15 protein-coding genes and 1 tRNA gene are annotated in these 15624 nt (G+C 66.2%); 2 read left to right on the plus strand and 14 right to left on the minus strand.

The genetic code is table 11. The features are described from left to right. Positions 1–167 precede the first annotated feature (167 nt). The 12 genes from rplL to tuf form a co-directional block, all read right to left on the minus strand. Positions 168–548 carry a 50S ribosomal protein L7/L12 gene (gene rplL / locus NUV79_RS05220; RefSeq protein WP_257732012.1) on the minus strand — a complete coding sequence of 127 codons (381 nt, stop codon included), beginning with the start codon at positions 546–548 and terminating at the stop codon, positions 168–170. Positions 549–597: 49 nt separating this feature from the next. Continuing rightward, complete coding sequence (gene rplJ / locus NUV79_RS05225) at positions 598–1113, minus strand: 50S ribosomal protein L10 (RefSeq protein WP_257732013.1); 516 nt, start codon at positions 1111–1113, stop codon at positions 598–600. A gap of 513 nt (positions 1114–1626) precedes the next feature. Next, entirely contained in the window at positions 1627–2325 is a 699-nt protein-coding gene (gene rplA, locus NUV79_RS05230; protein ID WP_047577919.1) for a 50S ribosomal protein L1, read from the minus strand. Between the two features lie 13 nt (positions 2326–2338). Then, the gene (rplK, locus tag NUV79_RS05235) at positions 2339–2770 is read right to left on the minus strand and encodes a 50S ribosomal protein L11 (protein WP_257732014.1); all 432 of its coding nucleotides are present in this window, start codon (positions 2768–2770) and stop codon (positions 2339–2341) included. Between the two features lie 343 nt (positions 2771–3113). After that, on the minus strand, positions 3114–3647 hold the full coding sequence (nusG, locus tag NUV79_RS05240) for a transcription termination/antitermination protein NusG (protein WP_047577926.1): 534 nt from the start codon (positions 3645–3647) through the stop codon (positions 3114–3116). Between the two features lie 14 nt (positions 3648–3661). Beyond that, the gene (gene secE / locus NUV79_RS05245; protein ID WP_061966725.1) at positions 3662–3856 is read right to left on the minus strand and encodes a preprotein translocase subunit SecE; all 195 of its coding nucleotides are present in this window, start codon (positions 3854–3856) and stop codon (positions 3662–3664) included. Between the two features lie 202 nt (positions 3857–4058). Further along, positions 4059–4793: an SGNH/GDSL hydrolase family protein gene (locus NUV79_RS05250; RefSeq protein ID WP_257732015.1), complete on the minus strand. Its 735-nt coding sequence runs from the start codon at positions 4791–4793 to the stop codon at positions 4059–4061. Positions 4794–4985: 192 nt separating this feature from the next. Next, positions 4986–5717 carry a class I SAM-dependent methyltransferase gene (locus tag NUV79_RS05255; RefSeq protein WP_257732016.1) on the minus strand — a complete coding sequence of 244 codons (732 nt, stop codon included), beginning with the start codon at positions 5715–5717 and terminating at the stop codon, positions 4986–4988. Positions 5718–5772: 55 nt separating this feature from the next. Continuing rightward, positions 5773–5848, minus strand: a tRNA-Trp gene (locus tag NUV79_RS05260). A 61-nt stretch (positions 5849–5909) separates the two neighbouring features. Next, positions 5910–6809, minus strand: coding sequence for a dihydrodipicolinate synthase family protein (locus NUV79_RS05265; RefSeq protein ID WP_257732017.1), 900 nt, complete (start codon positions 6807–6809; stop codon positions 5910–5912). Between the two features lie 140 nt (positions 6810–6949). After that, the gene (locus NUV79_RS05270) at positions 6950–8074 is read right to left on the minus strand and encodes a Gfo/Idh/MocA family protein (protein ID WP_257732018.1); all 1125 of its coding nucleotides are present in this window, start codon (positions 8072–8074) and stop codon (positions 6950–6952) included. Between the two features lie 213 nt (positions 8075–8287). Further along, the gene (gene tuf, locus NUV79_RS05275) at positions 8288–9478 is read right to left on the minus strand and encodes an elongation factor Tu (RefSeq protein WP_257732008.1); all 1191 of its coding nucleotides are present in this window, start codon (positions 9476–9478) and stop codon (positions 8288–8290) included. 195 nt (positions 9479–9673) lie between these two features. On the opposite strand from tuf, the gene NUV79_RS05280 reads away from it, so the two are divergent. Beyond that, on the plus strand, positions 9674–10699 hold the full coding sequence (locus NUV79_RS05280; protein WP_257732019.1) for a linear amide C-N hydrolase: 1026 nt from the start codon (positions 9674–9676) through the stop codon (positions 10697–10699). 18 nt (positions 10700–10717) lie between these two features. On the opposite strand, the gene pncB is transcribed toward NUV79_RS05280, so the two are convergent. Both pncB and NUV79_RS05290 read right to left on the minus strand, forming a co-directional pair. Then, complete coding sequence (pncB, locus tag NUV79_RS05285; protein WP_257732020.1) at positions 10718–11989, minus strand: nicotinate phosphoribosyltransferase; 1272 nt, start codon at positions 11987–11989, stop codon at positions 10718–10720. A gap of 67 nt (positions 11990–12056) precedes the next feature. Continuing rightward, a complete protein-coding gene (locus NUV79_RS05290; protein ID WP_257732021.1) occupies positions 12057–13907 on the minus strand; it encodes a TRAP transporter large permease in 1851 nt (616 codons plus the stop codon). Positions 13908–14079: 172 nt separating this feature from the next. Here NUV79_RS05290 and glpD point away from each other — a divergent pair, with 172 nt between their 5' ends. Beyond that, entirely contained in the window at positions 14080–15624 is a 1545-nt protein-coding gene (gene glpD, locus NUV79_RS05295) for a glycerol-3-phosphate dehydrogenase (protein WP_257732022.1), read from the plus strand.

Genomic DNA, 15624 nt, shown 5'->3' on the forward strand with positions numbered 1-15624 from the left:
AGGTCCCACCGAGCCGACGGCAAGGCCGCCGGGTCAGCCGTTCGAGGCAAATCCTGCCTCACTGATTCGTCGCACCTTGCGGAAACGACGCAACAGCCCCGGAGGCGTTAAGCGCCCCGGGACTGTCGATAGTGACTACGGTCGGACCGGCATCAGCCGGCCCAAGCTCACTTGAGCTCGACCTTGGCGCCGACGGCCTCGAGCTGCTTCTTGAGCTTCTCGGCCTCGTCCTTGGCAACCGACTCCTTGACCGGCTTCGGAGCGCCTTCGACCAGGTCCTTGGCTTCCTTGAGGCCCAGGCCGGTGATGGCGCGGACTTCCTTGATCACCTCGATCTTCTTGTCGCCGGCCGAAGCCAGGACAACGGTGAACTCGGTCTGCTCTTCAGCAGCGGCGGCAGCGCCACCGCCAGCAGCCGGACCAGCCGCAACGGCGACGGCGGCGGCGGCGGAAACGCCCCACTTCTCTTCGAGCATCTTGGCGAGGTCAGCGGCCTCGAGAACGGTGAGCGACGACAGCTCATCGACGAGCTTGGCGAGATCGGCCATGTTTAACTTCCTGTCTTAAGAGGTTCGAACGATAAGGTTTTGCTGGCTATCAAGCCGCATTCTTGTCGGCATAAGCCTGAACCACGCGAGCCAGCTTGCCGGCGGGCGCGTTCGTGAGCTGCGCGAGCTTCGTAGCCGGGGCCTGGATGAGGCCGATGAGCTTGGCGCGCATTTCGTCGAGCGAGGGCATCGTGGCCAGGGCCTTGACACCATCGGGGTTCAGGGCGGTCGTGCCCATCGCGCCGCCCAGGATGACGAGCTTGTCATTTTCCTTGGCGAAAGCGGTGGCGACCTTCGGCGCCGCGACCGGATCGCTCGAATAAGCGATCAGGGTGGGACCCGTCAGCAGCTTGCTGATGGACGCGACGTCGGTGCCTTCAAGAGCGATTTTGGCCAAGCGGTTCTTTGCGACCTTAACAGTGGCGCCATTCGCCTTCATCTCGCGACGAAGCTTCTGGAACTGGGCCACGGTCAAACCCGCATAGTGGGCCACGACGACGACCGACGTGTTCGCAAACACATCGTTCAGCGACGCGACGGCATCTTTCTTTGCCGCTTTATCCACTGGGCTCTCTCCGGTAGGCGACAAGCCTTGAGGGCTGGCCGCCGGTTGCAAATGCCGCTTCCCGAAACCCCGGTTGACACCGGCGTCCCGCAAAGCGACGCTTGGTGCCCTGTCCCCGCTCCCGAACCCACGAAGGGCCGCGATCGGGCGAGATGGTTCGAACCGTCTTTTCCGGATCTCGCGATCCGGGACTAAGCTCTTGCACCGTCTATGCAGGCCTCTTGGCGAAATTATGCCCCCGGACGAATCTGGAGCGCACCTGCAGTCTCAGACAGGACTGGATGATTCCATGCCTTGGAAATCGCTTTCCTAGGCTCAAATCACCCATTCTTCAGCGGAAAACCGCCGAAAAACGCGAAACAGACCCCTTCGTGCCAGGCACGCTGGAGCCCCTTCACTTATGGAAACAGGCTGCGTCATAACGCTTTAGCCTGCTCCTGCCAAGTAGGCTCTTGACTTCACGAAATCAAGAGCGGGTGGGCGGCCGGTCAGCCGCCCTGCCCTTAAGCCTGATCAGCCGCCGATGACGGTGTTCGGCTCGATCTTGACTCCCGGGCCCATGGTCGACGACAGGGCGACGCGCTGGATATAGGTGCCCTTGGCGCCGGCGGGCTTCGCCTTGGCGACTGAGTCGACGAACGCCTTGATGTTCTCCGACAGCTTCTCGGCCGAGAACGAGGCCTTGCCGACGGCGGCGTGGACGATACCGGCCTTCTCGACGCGGAACTCCACCGACCCGCCCTTCGAGGCGGCGACGGCGGCAGTCACGTCCATGGTGACGGTGCCGACGCGCGGGTTCGGCATCAGGCCGCGCGGGCCGAGCACCTTGCCGAGACGGCCGACGAGACCCATCATGTCCGGGGTCGCGATGCAGCGATCGAAGTTGATCTCGCCCTTCTGGACAGTCTCGACCAGCTCCTCGGCGCCGACGATGTCGGCACCCGCAGCCTTGGCCTCATCGGCCTTGGCGCCACGGGCGAAGACGGCGACGCGCAGCGTGCGGCCCGAGCCGTTCGGCAGGTTGCAGACGCCACGGACCATCTGGTCGGCGTGACGCGGATCGACGCCGAGATTCATCGCGATCTCGACAGTCTCGTCGAACTTGGCGTTGGCGCGCTCCTTGATGAACGTGACAGCCTGGTCGAGCGAGTACAGCTTGGTGCGGTCAATGCCTTCACGGCCCTTGACGACGCGCTTTCCGACATGTGCCATTGGTCAGCCTCCCTCAGCCCACGACTTCCAGACCCATCGAGCGGGCCGAGCCACGGATCATGGCCGAAGCCGATTCGACGGTGTCGCAGTTGAGATCGGCCATCTTCTTCTCGGCGATCTCGGCGATCTGCGCAGTGGTGACCTTGCCGACATTGGCGCCCTTGCCCGGGGTCTTCGAACCCGAGGTCAGGCCGGCGGCCTTCTTCAGCCAGTACGAGACCGGCGGCTGCTTCATCTCGAAGGTGAAGGAACGATCGGCATACGCGGTGATGATCACCGGGATCGGCATGCCCTTTTCCATCTGCTGGGTCTTCGCGTTGAAGGCCTTGCAGAATTCCATGATGTTGAGGCCGCGCTGACCCAGCGCCGGACCGATCGGCGGCGACGGATTGGCCGCGCCCGCCGGAACCTGAAGCTTCACGTAGCCCGTGATCTTCTTCGCCATTATGGCTGCTCCTGCCGTCCGCCCCGCTGCCTATTCGGAACGACGACGACCCCGCCTGCCGATGCTCTTCATCGGGGCCGGGGTGGTTGCAGTGCGTGGTGCGGCGCCTTGAGTCCGGCTGGCGACCGGCACGCCTCCCACGCGGTTGAGGCGCGCCCTATGACATAAGGCAGCGCCGAAGGGAAGAAAAAATCCTCCCCGACGAGGCTTCTTCGAGAATTCGCTGGCGCGAGCCGAATGGCGTGGCGGCCGAGAACCGGAGCGGAGCGGACATCGGTCCGTGAGCACCGGAAGCGCGGGCCGCCGCGTCAGGCGGCCACGCCAGTAGAACTCGCGAAAAGCCTCAGAGCTTCTCGACCTGGCTGTATTCGAGCTCGACCGGCGTGGCGCGGCCGAAGATCGAGACCGCGACCTTGAGGCGGGCGCGGGCATGGTCGACATCCTCGACGACGCCGTTGAACGACGCGAAGGGGCCGTCCGCGACCTTGACCTGCTCGCCGACCTCGAAAACGATCGTCGGCTTCGGCCGCTCGATGCCCTCGGCGACCTGGCCCTTGATCCGCATCGCCTCATGCTCGGGGATCGGCATCGGCTTGGCCTTGTCGGCGCCCAGGAAGCCGGTGACCTTCGGCGTGTTCTTGATGAGGTGATAGACCTCGTCGGTCATCTCGCACTTCACCAGGACATAGCCCGGGAAGAACTTGCGCTCGGTGTCGACCTTGCGGCCGCGGCGGACCTCGACGACCTTCTCGGTCGGCACCAGCACCTCGTCGAACTTGTCGGCGAGGTTACGCTGCGCGGCCTGGTCGCGGATCGACTGGGCGACCTTGTTCTCGAAGTTCGAATAGGCGTGGACGATATACCAGCGGGTGCTCACGTTCGTAATTCCGTTCAACGGGCGCCGAGGACGAGGCCGAGCACCCAGCGGATGACGGTGTCGGTGAAGAGGAAGAACAGGCTGGACAGGACCACCATGGCGAGCACGAGGCCCGTGGTGATCAGCGTCTCGCGGCGCGACGGCCAGGTGACCTTGGTCGCCTCCGAGCGCACGTCCTGCAGGAACTGGAAGGGATTGGATTTCGCCATGAACCACCTCGGGTTCCGAGCCGGCCCGCAACCTTGCGCGTCGCCGATTCGGCTGTCCTGAAACATTCGCGGCGCGGAACCCGGGGAGGGTCGCGCGCCGTCATGGCTAGCCTCTTACATCGCATCCGACGCAGAGCCAAGCGTCTTTTTTGCAGGCTGGCCAGTGGCTTTCCGGGTCGAGCCCCGCTTCTTACCGGCACACTCAGCCCTTGGACGATCCCTTTGGACCGTCGCGGGCTTCGTCCGGTATCGGGGAGCCGCCGCAGAGCCGCGGCTCGGCCGCACGAATGTGGCGCGCATAATTGGCGAGGTGAACGCCATCCCGGTCGATCCCCGACATGGCCGCCCCCGACCGCTCACCAGCCCCGTCGAACGCATCAACCACATCACAGCGCCCGAAACTGCAAGCCTCGCGCATGGCCGCATCGAAGCGTAGCGCCGCCGAGCGAGGGAATTCAGCTTCCTGCCTGCTCGCCACCGGCGGGATCGTGATCAGGGTGATCCCATCCGCCCAGCCACTGAGCCGATCGAGCAGCCCATCCAATGCGGCACGGAACGCGACGACGGCGCCGGGATCGTCGGGATGGCGGCGGATCCAGATATCGTTGGTTCCCACGATGAGGACCAGTTGCCGGGACTTGCGACGCGGCTCAAGCAAACGGGCAAGGCCGAGCACATCCGCAGCCGTGGCTCCGGACAGCCCGGCATTGAGAACCGGAAGGCCGCACAGCTCCGGCAGATAGAGCCGCTCCGCATGGGAATCGCCGATCGCGATCAGGTAATCGCCCTCGACCTGATCCAGCTGCGACTGGATCGTCTTCATGCGAATCTTGGCGAAGCCCTCCGCCTTGGGCGTGGCAACGCGCAATCCCGGCAGGCCGCCGAGAGCCAGGGCGAGAGCCACCGCCAGCAGCGGCAATCCGAGGAACGCGGTCATGACGCGCCGAGCCGGCGCCCTCGCAAAATGCCGCGGCGGGCGGCCGATCATCCCGACATGCATCGATGGTTTCCAGTTCAATGGTCAGCGAAGGAAAGCCCTCCGCTTCGATGATCCGGATATAAGTGGGAATAATTCCCACTTCAAGTGGTCGACCTATGATTGCCGGCAGTTGGCAGCCCGGCGGCCCAATCAGCCGCGATGCAGGGACATCAGCAGGAAGAAGGGCCGCTCGCGCTCTCTTGCCCATCCAGGCTCCGCCGCGACCTGCTCCGGGCTCGGCGCCCATTCGACCAGCCTGTCCAGCTGGAAGCCAGCGCCCAGCAGCAGGTCGAGATAGGTCCCGATGGTGCGATGGCGCTTGACCACGCCCTCCGCCAGCCAGTGGCTCACCCGCCTGCCCTCGTCGTGATAGCCGTTGACCGGCCAGGTCTCGCGGCCATCGGCATCCACGAGCCATTCCTGCCGCGTAGGCGCGGTCATGATCGGATGCTCGACCGAGCAGACGAGGCTGCCGCCCGGCTTCAACGCCGCATGAACCCGCCCGAACAGGCCAGCGAGATCCTCGATATAGTGGAAGGCGAGCGAGCTGTAGGCGGCATCGAAGGCATCGGCCGGCGGCGCATAGCTTTCGAGATCGACACGCGCGTAGCTCACGCAGGAATCGGGCGTCTCGCGCCGGGCCCGCTCCAGCATCTTCTCGGAGACGTCGATGCCGAACACGCTGGCAGCCCCCTCGCCCGCCGCGAAACGGCAGAACCAGCCGAAGCCGCAGCCGAGATCGAGCACGCGCTTGCCGGCGAGTTCCGGCAGCATCCCGCGCAGCACCGGCCATTCCGGCGCACCCTCGAGCCCATGGACCGAACGCGGCAGCTGGCTGTAGCCCGCGAAGAAGGTCTCGTCGTCGTAGATGTTCTGGGTCATGGATGCCTCGCCAACCTGCTTGGGCATCCGGGCTAAAAGTCGCCAGCGGGACGACTGGCAGGGGCAGCAGGGCTCGAACCCGCGACCTGCGGTTTTGGAGACCGCCGCTCTACCAACTGAGCTATACCCCTGCAGGTGGGCGTCATGTGCCCCAAGGCGCGACGCATTTCAAGTCGAAATCGCGGGTCATCCTCATTTGCTGTAGGGGCCGAGCTCCCGCGCATAGCGCTCGACCAGCTTGAGCCCGAATTCGGTCGGCCTGAGCGCCGGGCCGCGATCGTGGATCGCGATGCCAGCGCGGGCCCCGAAGATGCGCTTGCCGTAGCAAAGCAGCGTCTCGATCGACTGCATGATGAAGGTGATCGCCGGCAGGACCTCGCGATAGGCGGCATCCGCCCCCGCCTCGTCGCCCGCCTTGTAACGGGCATAGGCGCGCAGTGCGTAGTCGATCGTGTCGGGCGCCAGGATCATGCCGGCGCAGCCGGCGCGGAAATTGTCGATGAGTTCCAAGCCGCCGCGCCCGTTGAGAATCGGGAGATGGCCTTCGGTGACCGCGATCAGGCGTTCGATCTCGACGACCGAGCCCTCGCCCTTGATCAGGCTGATATTCGGATAGCGCCGCGTCAGCTCGCGGATATCCTCGGCCGAAAGGCCGCGGCCCATATAGGCCGGCGCATTCTGGATCGCGACTGGAAGCGTCGTCGTCTCGGCGATCCGCCCGAAGAAACTGATATATTCGGCCGCGCCGAAGCTGCCGACCATCGGCGGCTGGAGAATCACCCAGTCGGCGCCGTTCTTCTCGGCGACCTTCACCAGTGCGGCCTGCTCCGCCACCGAGGAGCCGAAGATCGTGAAGGCGAGCGGCTTCCTGCCCGCCACGTCCTCCGCCATCCATTCCATCACGGTGCAGCGCTCGGTGAAGCTCAGCTTCGAGACTTCGGTCGCGAGCCCCAGCGCAGCCATGCCCTGCACGTCGAGATCGAGGCTGATCTGCGTCTGCTTGCGCATCGCGGCGCGATCGAGCCGCTCCTGCGCGTCGAACAGCGCGAACACGATCGAATGGATGCCCGGAAACGGCGGCGCGAAACCCATGAGACGAACCTCCCTTGGGCCGCTCTGCGGGGCGTCCGCTTTGGCGCGGATCGGGTGACGGCCCTGCCCTCGTTTCTAGAGAGCCACCATCCCTGCGACCAGCCCGCCCGGCAGGCGGGCGCCCTGCGCCATCCGCAGGATCAGGCGATGTCGAGCCAGCGCCCTTCCCGCGCCGAGGCCTGGATCGTCTCGACCAGCATCTGGATGCGTTCTCCTGCACGGAAATCGAACGGCTCGGGCGCCAGGCCCGCGATCGCGTCCATGAAGCGCGCCACCTCGATCGCCTTCAGGTCGTTGAAGCCCAGCTGATGGCCCGGCGCCACGCAGAACAGCCCATAGGGCTCATGCTCCGGCCCGGCCTCGATCCGGCGGAAGCCGCGCCGCCCGGCGGCATCGGCCGTGCTGTAGAGGTGGAGTTCGTTGAGGCGCTCCTGCGTGAAGAGCAGCGCGCCTTTGGTGCCATAGACCTCGAAATCATGCTGCATCTTGCGGCCGGTCGCAACCCAGCTCGCCTCGATGCTGCCGCTCGCGCCATTGGCAAAGCGCAGGAAGGCCCGGCTGGTATCGTCAACCGCGACCGCGCGCTGCCCGCCCCGGCCGTCCGGCCGGCTGGCGATGGCGGTGACGCAATCGCCCATCGCCTTCTCGATCGGCCCGAGCAGGAATTCCGCCGTCGCCAGCGCATGGCTGCCGATATCGGCGAGCGCCCCGCCGCCAGCCGGCTCGTGCCGGAAGCCGAAGGGCGTCGCGGCATCGGCCATGTAGTCCTCGGCATGGATGCCGCGATAGCTTCTGACCTCGCCGATCTCGCCGGCCCGGATCATCTCCCGCGCCAGCCCGAGCATCGGATTGCAGAGATAGTTGAAGCCGACCTGCGTCTTGATCGCCGCGGCAGCGGCCGCATCGGCCATCTCGCGCGCCTCGGCCGCCGTCGGCGCCAGCGGCTTCTCGCAATAAACATGCTTGCCGGCCGCGATGGCCGCGAGCGCCATCTCGCGATGGAAGGCGTTGGGCGCGGTGATGTCGATCAGGTCGATCTCGGGATCGGCGATAAGGCTGCGCCAGTCGCCGCTGGAGCGGGCGAAGCCGAGCGTCCGCGCGGCAGCCGCCGCGAGCGCCTCGTCCCGGTCGGCGACCGTATGCAGTTCAAGCTCGAAAGGCAGGTCGAAGACCCGCTGCGCCGCGGCGAAGCCGAAGACATGGGCCTTGCCCATGAAGCCCGTGCCGATCAGGCCGATCCTCAGCCTTGGCTTTCCCGTCGTCATCGGCGTCTCCCGGCAGTCGCTCTCGAAACGGCGACATTGCCGAACTGATAGCCGGCTGATTGCCGGGGCGCCATGGCGCGAACATGCACAGCTGTGCACAGATTATTGAACAGGCCTCTTCGACGCGCTCGCAGGCCAAACGGGTGAGTTTGAGGCAAAGAAAAAGGGCGGTGTCGCCACCGCCCTTTCCCAAATCGCTATGCGCGCAGTCGATCAAGCAATGATCGAAGCAACAACACCTGCTCCAACGGTGCGACCGCCTTCGCGGATGGCGAAGCGCAGCTTCTCTTCCATCGCGATCGGGGCGATCAGCGTCACCTCCATCGAGATGTTGTCGCCCGGCATCACCATCTCCGTGCCTTCCGGCAGCGAGACCACGCCGGTCACGTCCGTCGTGCGGAAGTAGAACTGCGGGCGGTAGTTGGTGAAGAACGGCGTGTGACGGCCACCCTCTTCCTTCGTCAGGATGTAGGCCTCGGCCTTGAACTTCGTGTGCGGCTTCACCGAGCCCGGCTTGCACAGCACCTGGCCGCGCTCGACGTCCTCACGCTTCGTGCCGCGCAGCAGCGCGCCGATGTTGTCGCCAGCCTGGCCCTGGTCCAGCAGCTTGCGGAACATCTCGACGCCCGTGACGGTCGTCTTGACGGTGTCCTTCAGGCCGACGATCTCGATTTCCTCGCCGACCTTCACGATGCCGCGCTCGACGCGGCCGGTCACAACCGTGCCACGGCCCGAGATCGAGAACACGTCCTCGACCGGCATCAGGAACGGCTGGTCGATCGGGCGCTCCGGCTGCGGGATGTAGTCGTCGACCGTCTGCATCAGAGCGACGACCGCGTCATGGCCGATCGCCTTGTCGCCGTTGTCCAGCGCGACCTTGGCCGAGCCCTTGGTGATCGGGATGTCGTCGCCGGGGAAGTCGTACTTCGAGAGGAGCTCGCGGATCTCCATCTCGACGAGCTCCAGCAGCTCGGCGTCGTCGACCAGGTCGACCTTGTTCATGAACACCACCAGCGCGGGAACGCCGACCTGGCGCGCCAGCAGGATGTGCTCGCGGGTCTGCGGCATCGGGCCGTCGGCAGCCGACACGACCAGGATCGCGCCGTCCATCTGCGCCGCGCCCGTGATCATGTTCTTCACGTAGTCGGCGTGGCCGGGGCAGTCGACATGCGCGTAGTGGCGGTTCGCCGTCTCGTACTCGACGTGAGCCGTCGAGATCGTGATGCCGCGAGCCTTCTCTTCCGGAGCCTTGTCGATCTGGTCATACGCCGTGAACGAAGCGCCGCCCGTCTCGGCCAGAACCTTCGTGATCGCAGCCGTCAAAGACGTCTTGCCATGGTCAACGTGACCAATCGTTCCAATGTTGCAGTGCGGCTTGTTCCGCGAAAACTTCTCTTTGGCCATGACACCCTTGTCCTCGAAGGCGGCCCTTCGGGCCCGGAAACGCGGTCGCATTAGGGGTTTTTGCGCGGCGATGCAAGATTGGTCATGGAAGGCCGTTAAGGCGTGGTCTCCCGAGCTTTGAGAACGCTGCGGATCGGAAGCGAAGCAATGTCCCGAAACACCCGTCCCACACGGCATCATCTCGCGGCGTTCGTCATGGCGGCAGCGCTCCTGGCCGGCGAAGCAGTGCAAGCCTGCACGCGCTTCGTCTATTTCGGAGCCGAGGGCCGCGTCATCACCGCGCGCTCGATGGATTGGAAAAGCGACGTCGCGACCAATCTCTGGATCATGCCGCGCGGCGTCGAGCGATCAGGCGAAGCCGGACCGAATTCGATCCGCTGGACCGCGAAATATGGCAGCGTCATCGCCTCGGGCTATGACATCTCGACAACGGACGGCGTCAACGAGGCCGGGCTTTCCGCCAACGTGCTCTGGCTCGTGGAATCGCAGTATCCGACATTCGAGGCAGGCTCGAAGCCGGGCCTGACCATCGCCGCCTGGGCGCAATACGCGCTCGACAATTTCGGCACGGTGGCCGAGGCGGTGGAAGCGTTGCGCCGGGAGCCGTTCACGATCGTCACCGATGCGGTCCCCGGCGAGACGCGCCTGGCGACGCTGCATCTTTCGCTATCGGATGCCACCGGCGACAGCGCGATCGTCGAATATATCGGCGGTAAGCAGGTCATCCATCACGGCCGCCAGTATCAAGTCATGACCAACTCGCCGGTCTTCGACCAGCAGCTCGCGCTGAACGCATACTGGAAGCAGATCGGCGGCACGGTGATGCTCCCCGGCACCAATCGGGCCGCGGACCGCTTCGCCCGCGCCTCCTTCTATGCCAACGCGATCCCGAAATTCGACGATCCGAACCGGGCCGTCGCCAGCGTCTTCAGCGTGATCCGAAATGTCTCGGTGCCGTTCGGGCTGAACACGCCGGAGGAGCCCAACATCTCCTCGACGCGCTGGCGCACGGTCGTCGATCACGCCCGCAAGCTCTATTTCTTCGAATCGGCGCTCACCCCGAACACCTTCTGGGTCGACCTGAAGAAGATCGACTTCGCGACGGCAGCCGGCACCCGCAAGCTCGACCTCGGCCGCGACCAGGACCACGTCTATGCCGGCGACGCCACGGAGAAATTCGTGGCGGCCAAACCCTTCGCCTTCCTCGGCCTCAAGCCATAGGGCCGACGGCGCGACGCCTTACTGGAACACCCGCCGGTAGCGCTTCACCATCTCCGGATCGCCGGAGACCTTCTCGGGATTGTCGGAGAGCTTCACGGCCGGCCGCCCATTCGCCTTGGTGACCTTGCAGACCAGCGAGATCGGATCGAGCGCACGCGAGCCGTCGGGCGAGCAGCCGACGAGGTCGTTGGTGAGGTCCGTGCCCCAGCCGAAGGCCATGCGGACCTTGCCGTCGAAATGATGATAGACGCGCTCGATCGCGTCGACATCCAGCCCGTCGGAGAAGACCAGCATCTTGTCGCGCGGATCGCGCCCATGCTCGCGCCACCACGCCATGATGGTCTCGCCAGCCGGGATCGGCGGCGCGCTGTCCGGGCGGAAGCCGGTCCAGTCGGCGACCCAGTCCGGCGCATGACGCAGGAAGCTCTGCGAGCCGAAGGCGTCGGGCAGCGCAATCAGGAGGTTGCCGCCATAGACCTGGCGCCACTCGTCGAGCACGCGATAGGGCGCGCGCAGCAATTCCTCGTCCGAATCGGCAAGCGCCGCCAGCACCATCGGCAATTCATGGGCATTGGTGCCGATCGCTTCCAGATCGGCATCCATCGCCAGCAGCACGTTCGAGGTGCCGGTGAAGGCCGATCCCAGCCCTTCCTTCAGCGCCTCGACGCACCAGCGCTGCCAGAGATGGCCATGGCGCCGGCGCGTGCCGAAATCGGAGAGCTTGAGGTTCGGCAGCTTCTGCAGCCGCTCGACCTTGTCCCACATCTTCGCCTTGGCGCGAGCATAGAGCACGTCGAGCGAGAAGCGTTTCTGGCCGAGCATCATACGCCGTGCGCGCAGCTCGTTGACGATCGCCAGCGCCGGCACCTCCCACATCGTGCTGTCGGTCCAGGGGCCCTCGAAATGCAATTCGTACTGCCCGTCAACCTTGCGCAGGTCGTAATCGGGCAACTGGAAATCGGCGAGCCAGGCCATGAATTCCGGCGAGAACATCTGCGTCTTGCCGTAGAAGCTGTTGCCGGCGAGCCAGATCAACTCGTTCTTGGTGAAGCGCAGCGAGCGGGCGTGGTCGAGCTGCGCCCTGAGCTCGCCCTCGTCGACGATATCGGCGAGCCGGATATGCTTCGAGCGGTTGATCAGCGAGAAGGTGACCTGCACGTCCGGGTGAAAGGCCCGGATCATCTGCAGCATCAGGAGCTTGTAGAAATCCGTGTCGAGCAGGCTGCGGATGATCGGGTCGAGCCGCCAACCGTGGTTGTAGGTCCGCGTCGCGATGTCGGTGAAGATCATATCGGAGTCCGGGCCGGCTCACGGCATAGGCGATGGAATGGCGCGGGCGCCGGGCGAATGAAAGGCATCAGAACAGCGCCTTGAGCCCCGGCGCAAGCGCGGGCCACGCAGCCATGCCCAGCGACAGCACCATGAGCGCCGCCAGCAACACGCCGAGCAGCGGCAGCGCCGCGCGGAAAACCGCGCCCGCCGGCACGCGCATGATGCCGCTGACGACATAGACGAGGATGCCGAGCGGCGGCGTCAGCCCGTGGATCATCAGGTTGACCACAAGCACCACGCCGAACTGGATCGGATCGAGCCCGGCCGCGACCGCAACCGGCAGCAGCAGCGGCGCCAGGAGCAGGATCGCCGCACCGATATCGAGGAAGAGCCCGGCCACCAGCAGCACGAGATTGGCGAGCAGCATCACCGCATAGGGCCCGGCACCGAACGCGGTGACGAGCCCGGCCATCTGCTCGGAGACCCGGTCGACCGCGAGCAGGAAGGCGAAAGGCGCTGACGCCCCGATCAGCAGGCCGATCGCCGCCGCCTCCGACGCCGATTTGCGCAGGGCGGCGAGCACGCCGCGCGCGTTGAGGCTACGCAGCGCGAAGCAGGCGATGACGGCATAGGCGACAGCAAGCGCCGAAGCCTCCGTCACCGTCACCACCCCGAAACGGATGCCGAGCACCACGACGATGCCCAGCCCGATCGCCGGAATGGCGCCGATCAGCGCCCTGCCCCGCTCGGCCATGCTCGCCTTCGGTGCTGCATCGACGATGACGCGCGCGCTGAGATGGATGCCAATCGCCAAGGCCAGCGCCAGCACCCCGCCGGCGACGAAGCCGCCGACCAGCAGTGAACCGACCGAGAGATTGGTCGCGCTCGCCAGTATGAGGAAGGCGATCGAGGGTGGGATGATGTTGTCGAGCATCGAGACGCCCGCGACGATCGCCGCCGCATTCGCCGGCGGATAGCCGCGCGCCACCAAGGTCGGCGCCATCACCTTGGCGCCGAAGGCGGCATTGGCCACCGAGGAGCCGGACGCGCCCGAGAACAGCACGCTCGCGACCAGCGCGGTCTGCGCGAGCCCTGCCCGCCAATGGCCGACCAGCGTCGCGGCGAAGCGGATCAGGCGCTCGGCGAGCCCGCCCGCGGTCAAAAGCTCGCCCGCCAGCAGGAAGAACGGAATCGCCAGCAGCAGGAACTTGCCGATGCCGCCGACCATCGTCTGCACGATCGCCGGCTCCGGCATCAATCCGCCGAACGGCCCGGTCAGCGAGACGCCGGCCAGAAGCGCGAAGGGCAGCGGCGCGCCGAGTAGGAGTCCCGCCCCCGCGACGAGCGCCGCGACCAGGCTCGGCATTGGAAAGACATCGAAGGAGAGCTGCGCCAGCCCGTAGAAGCAACCGCCGAGCATGAGCGCGGCGAACGTGCCGGCCCAGCCGCGCTCGATCCCCCCCCGCAGAAACAGCATCAGGGTCGTCAATCCGCCGCCGCAGGCGAAGACAGCGAAGCGCAAGGCTTCCGGCAGGCCGAGCACGGTCGAATGACCGCCGACGAGCAAAGCGACATTCGCCCCGCCGGCCGCCAGAACAAACGCGCCATGAAAGGCGATAGCATCAGCGAGAACAGCTGCGATCCGCCGTGGCATGGCCGGTAGCAGGCGGACCAGAACATCGAGCCGCATCGCCAGGGTGCCGGTGATGGCAAGCGGCGCGCCGACCGCGATCAGCGCCAGGTGCAGCCAGATCGCCAGTTCATCCGACCAGACGAAGCCGCCGCCGAACAGATAACGCTGCAGGACGGCCGCCATCACGATGACGAACAGCACCGCCAGGGTCGCCGCGCCGGCGTATTCCAGCACCGTGCGAAGGACAGCCTCCGCCCGCTCCGGGAACCGCCCGCCGTGCTCTCGCTCCACCGACTGGCTCATCCTGCCGCCATGCCCTGCCCGGATGCCCTGTTCCGGCCTCGCGCGCCGCGCGTCAAGCCGCCCGAATTGACATCCTCCCCGAATTGACCACAGGAGCAGGCTTGCCGCGTCGTCCCGGCCGGGATTGGATGGCGCTGTCGCCCAGCCTTTTCCAGCCTTCCAGAAGACGCGCATGGCTTCCGAAACGACCTCGCCCTTAGCCGGCTTCGGCACCGTCCCCGCCACCCCCTACGACCTCGCCGTCATCGGCGGCGGCATCAACGGCGCGGGTATCGCCCGCGACGCCGCCGGGCGCGGCGCCTCGGTCGTGCTGTTCGAGAAGGACGATCTCGCGAGCGCCACCTCCTCGCGCTCGACCAAGCTGATCCATGGCGGCCTGCGCTATCTCGAGCACTACAAGTTCCGGCTGGTGCGCGAGGCCCTGATGGAGCGCGAGCGGCTCTGGGCCATTGCGCCGCATATCATCCGCCCGCTGCGCTTCGTGCTGCCGCATCACAAGGGCCTGCGCCCGGCCTGGCTGCTCCGGCTCGGCCTGTTCCTCTACGACCATATCGGCGGCCGCAAGCTCCTGCCGGCGACGCGCACGCTCGACCTCGCCCATGACGCGGTCGGCAAGCCGCTCAAGGACGTTAAGGCGAAGGCCTTCGAATATTCCGATTGCTGGGTCGAGGATGCCCGCCTCGTCGTGTTGAACGCGATGGATGCCGCTGTGCGCGGCGCCGCGATCCATACCCGCACCCGCGTGACTGCTGCGCGGCGCGAGAACGGGCTTTGGCAGCTCGACACGGACAGCCCCGAGGGCCGGCAGACGATCTGGGCGCGCACGCTCGTCAATGCCGCCGGCCCCTGGGTCGGCGATGTCCTGAACGGCGTCATCCACACCAATGCCAAGGCCGGCGTCCGCATGGTCCAGGGCAGCCATATCGTCGTGCCCAGGCTCTACGAGCACGACCGCTGCTACATCTTCCAGAACGCGGACGGGCGCATCATCTTCGCCATCCCCTACGAGCAGGATTTCACGCTGATCGGCACGACCGACCGCGACTATCACGGCGACCCGTCCGAGGTCGTCGCGACGCCGGAAGAGATCGCCTATCTCTGTGCGGCCGCGAGCGAGTATTTCCGCCAGCCCGTGACGCCCGAATCCGTAGTCTGGACCTATTCCGGCGTGCGCCCGCTCTATGACGACGGCGCTTCCAAGGCGCAGGAGGCGACGCGCGATTACGTGCTGACACTCGATGCGCCCCAAGGCGAGGCGCCGCTGCTCTCCGTCTTCGGCGGCAAGATCACGACCTATCGCCGCCTTGCGGAGGCCGCGATCGCCAAGCTCGCGCCGCTCGCGCCCTGGGCCGCCCGCGCCGAGTGGACGGTTTCCGGCGCCCTGCCCGGCGGCGATTTCCCGGTCGGCGGCTTCGACGCGCTCGTGAGCGGGATCGCCAGCACTTATCCCTGGCTGGAACATCGCACGGCGACGCGGCTCGCCCGCGCCTATGGCACCCGCGCCCGCGACATCCTCGGCGATGCGAAGAGCCTCGCCGATCTCGGCCGGCATTTCGGCGCGGACCTCTACGAGCGCGAGGTGCGCTACCTGATGAAGGCGGAATGGGCGCGCCGGGCGCAGGACGTGCTCTGGCGCCGCGGCAAGCTCGGCCTGCAGCTGTCGAAGGCCGAGAGCGAGACGCTGGACGAGTTCATGCAGGCGGCAGCGCCCGTCTAG

Origin of the sequence: Allobosea sp. 47.2.35 (assembly GCF_024655635.1) — a bacterium.
Classification (GTDB): Bacteria; Pseudomonadota; Alphaproteobacteria; order Rhizobiales; family Beijerinckiaceae; genus Allobosea.

Coding starts and splice junctions, on each gene's coding strand:
- rplL (WP_257732012.1), bottom strand. CDS start 548: ATGGCCGATCTCGCCAAGCTCGTCGATGAGCTGTCGTCGCTCACCGTT.
- rplA (WP_047577919.1), bottom strand. CDS start 2,325: ATGGCACATGTCGGAAAGCGCGTCGTCAAGGGCCGTGAAGGCATTGAC.
- rplK (WP_257732014.1), bottom strand. CDS start 2,770: ATGGCGAAGAAGATCACGGGCTACGTGAAGCTTCAGGTTCCGGCGGGC.
- secE (WP_061966725.1), bottom strand. CDS start 3,856: ATGGCGAAATCCAATCCCTTCCAGTTCCTGCAGGACGTGCGCTCGGAG.
- NUV79_RS05250 (WP_257732015.1), bottom strand. CDS start 4,793: ATGACCGCGTTCCTCGGATTGCCGCTGCTGGCGGTGGCTCTCGCCCTG.
- NUV79_RS05255 (WP_257732016.1), bottom strand. CDS start 5,717: ATGACCCAGAACATCTACGACGACGAGACCTTCTTCGCGGGCTACAGC.
- NUV79_RS05265 (WP_257732017.1), bottom strand. CDS start 6,809: ATGGGTTTCGCGCCGCCGTTTCCGGGCATCCATTCGATCGTGTTCGCG.
- NUV79_RS05270 (WP_257732018.1), bottom strand. CDS start 8,074: ATGACGACGGGAAAGCCAAGGCTGAGGATCGGCCTGATCGGCACGGGC.
- tuf (WP_257732008.1), bottom strand. CDS start 9,478: ATGGCCAAAGAGAAGTTTTCGCGGAACAAGCCGCACTGCAACATTGGA.
- NUV79_RS05280 (WP_257732019.1), top strand. CDS start 9,674: ATGGCGGCAGCGCTCCTGGCCGGCGAAGCAGTGCAAGCCTGCACGCGC.
- pncB (WP_257732020.1), bottom strand. CDS start 11,989: ATGATCTTCACCGACATCGCGACGCGGACCTACAACCACGGTTGGCGG.
- NUV79_RS05290 (WP_257732021.1), bottom strand. CDS start 13,907: ATGAGCCAGTCGGTGGAGCGAGAGCACGGCGGGCGGTTCCCGGAGCGG.
- glpD (WP_257732022.1), top strand. CDS start 14,080: ATGGCTTCCGAAACGACCTCGCCCTTAGCCGGCTTCGGCACCGTCCCC.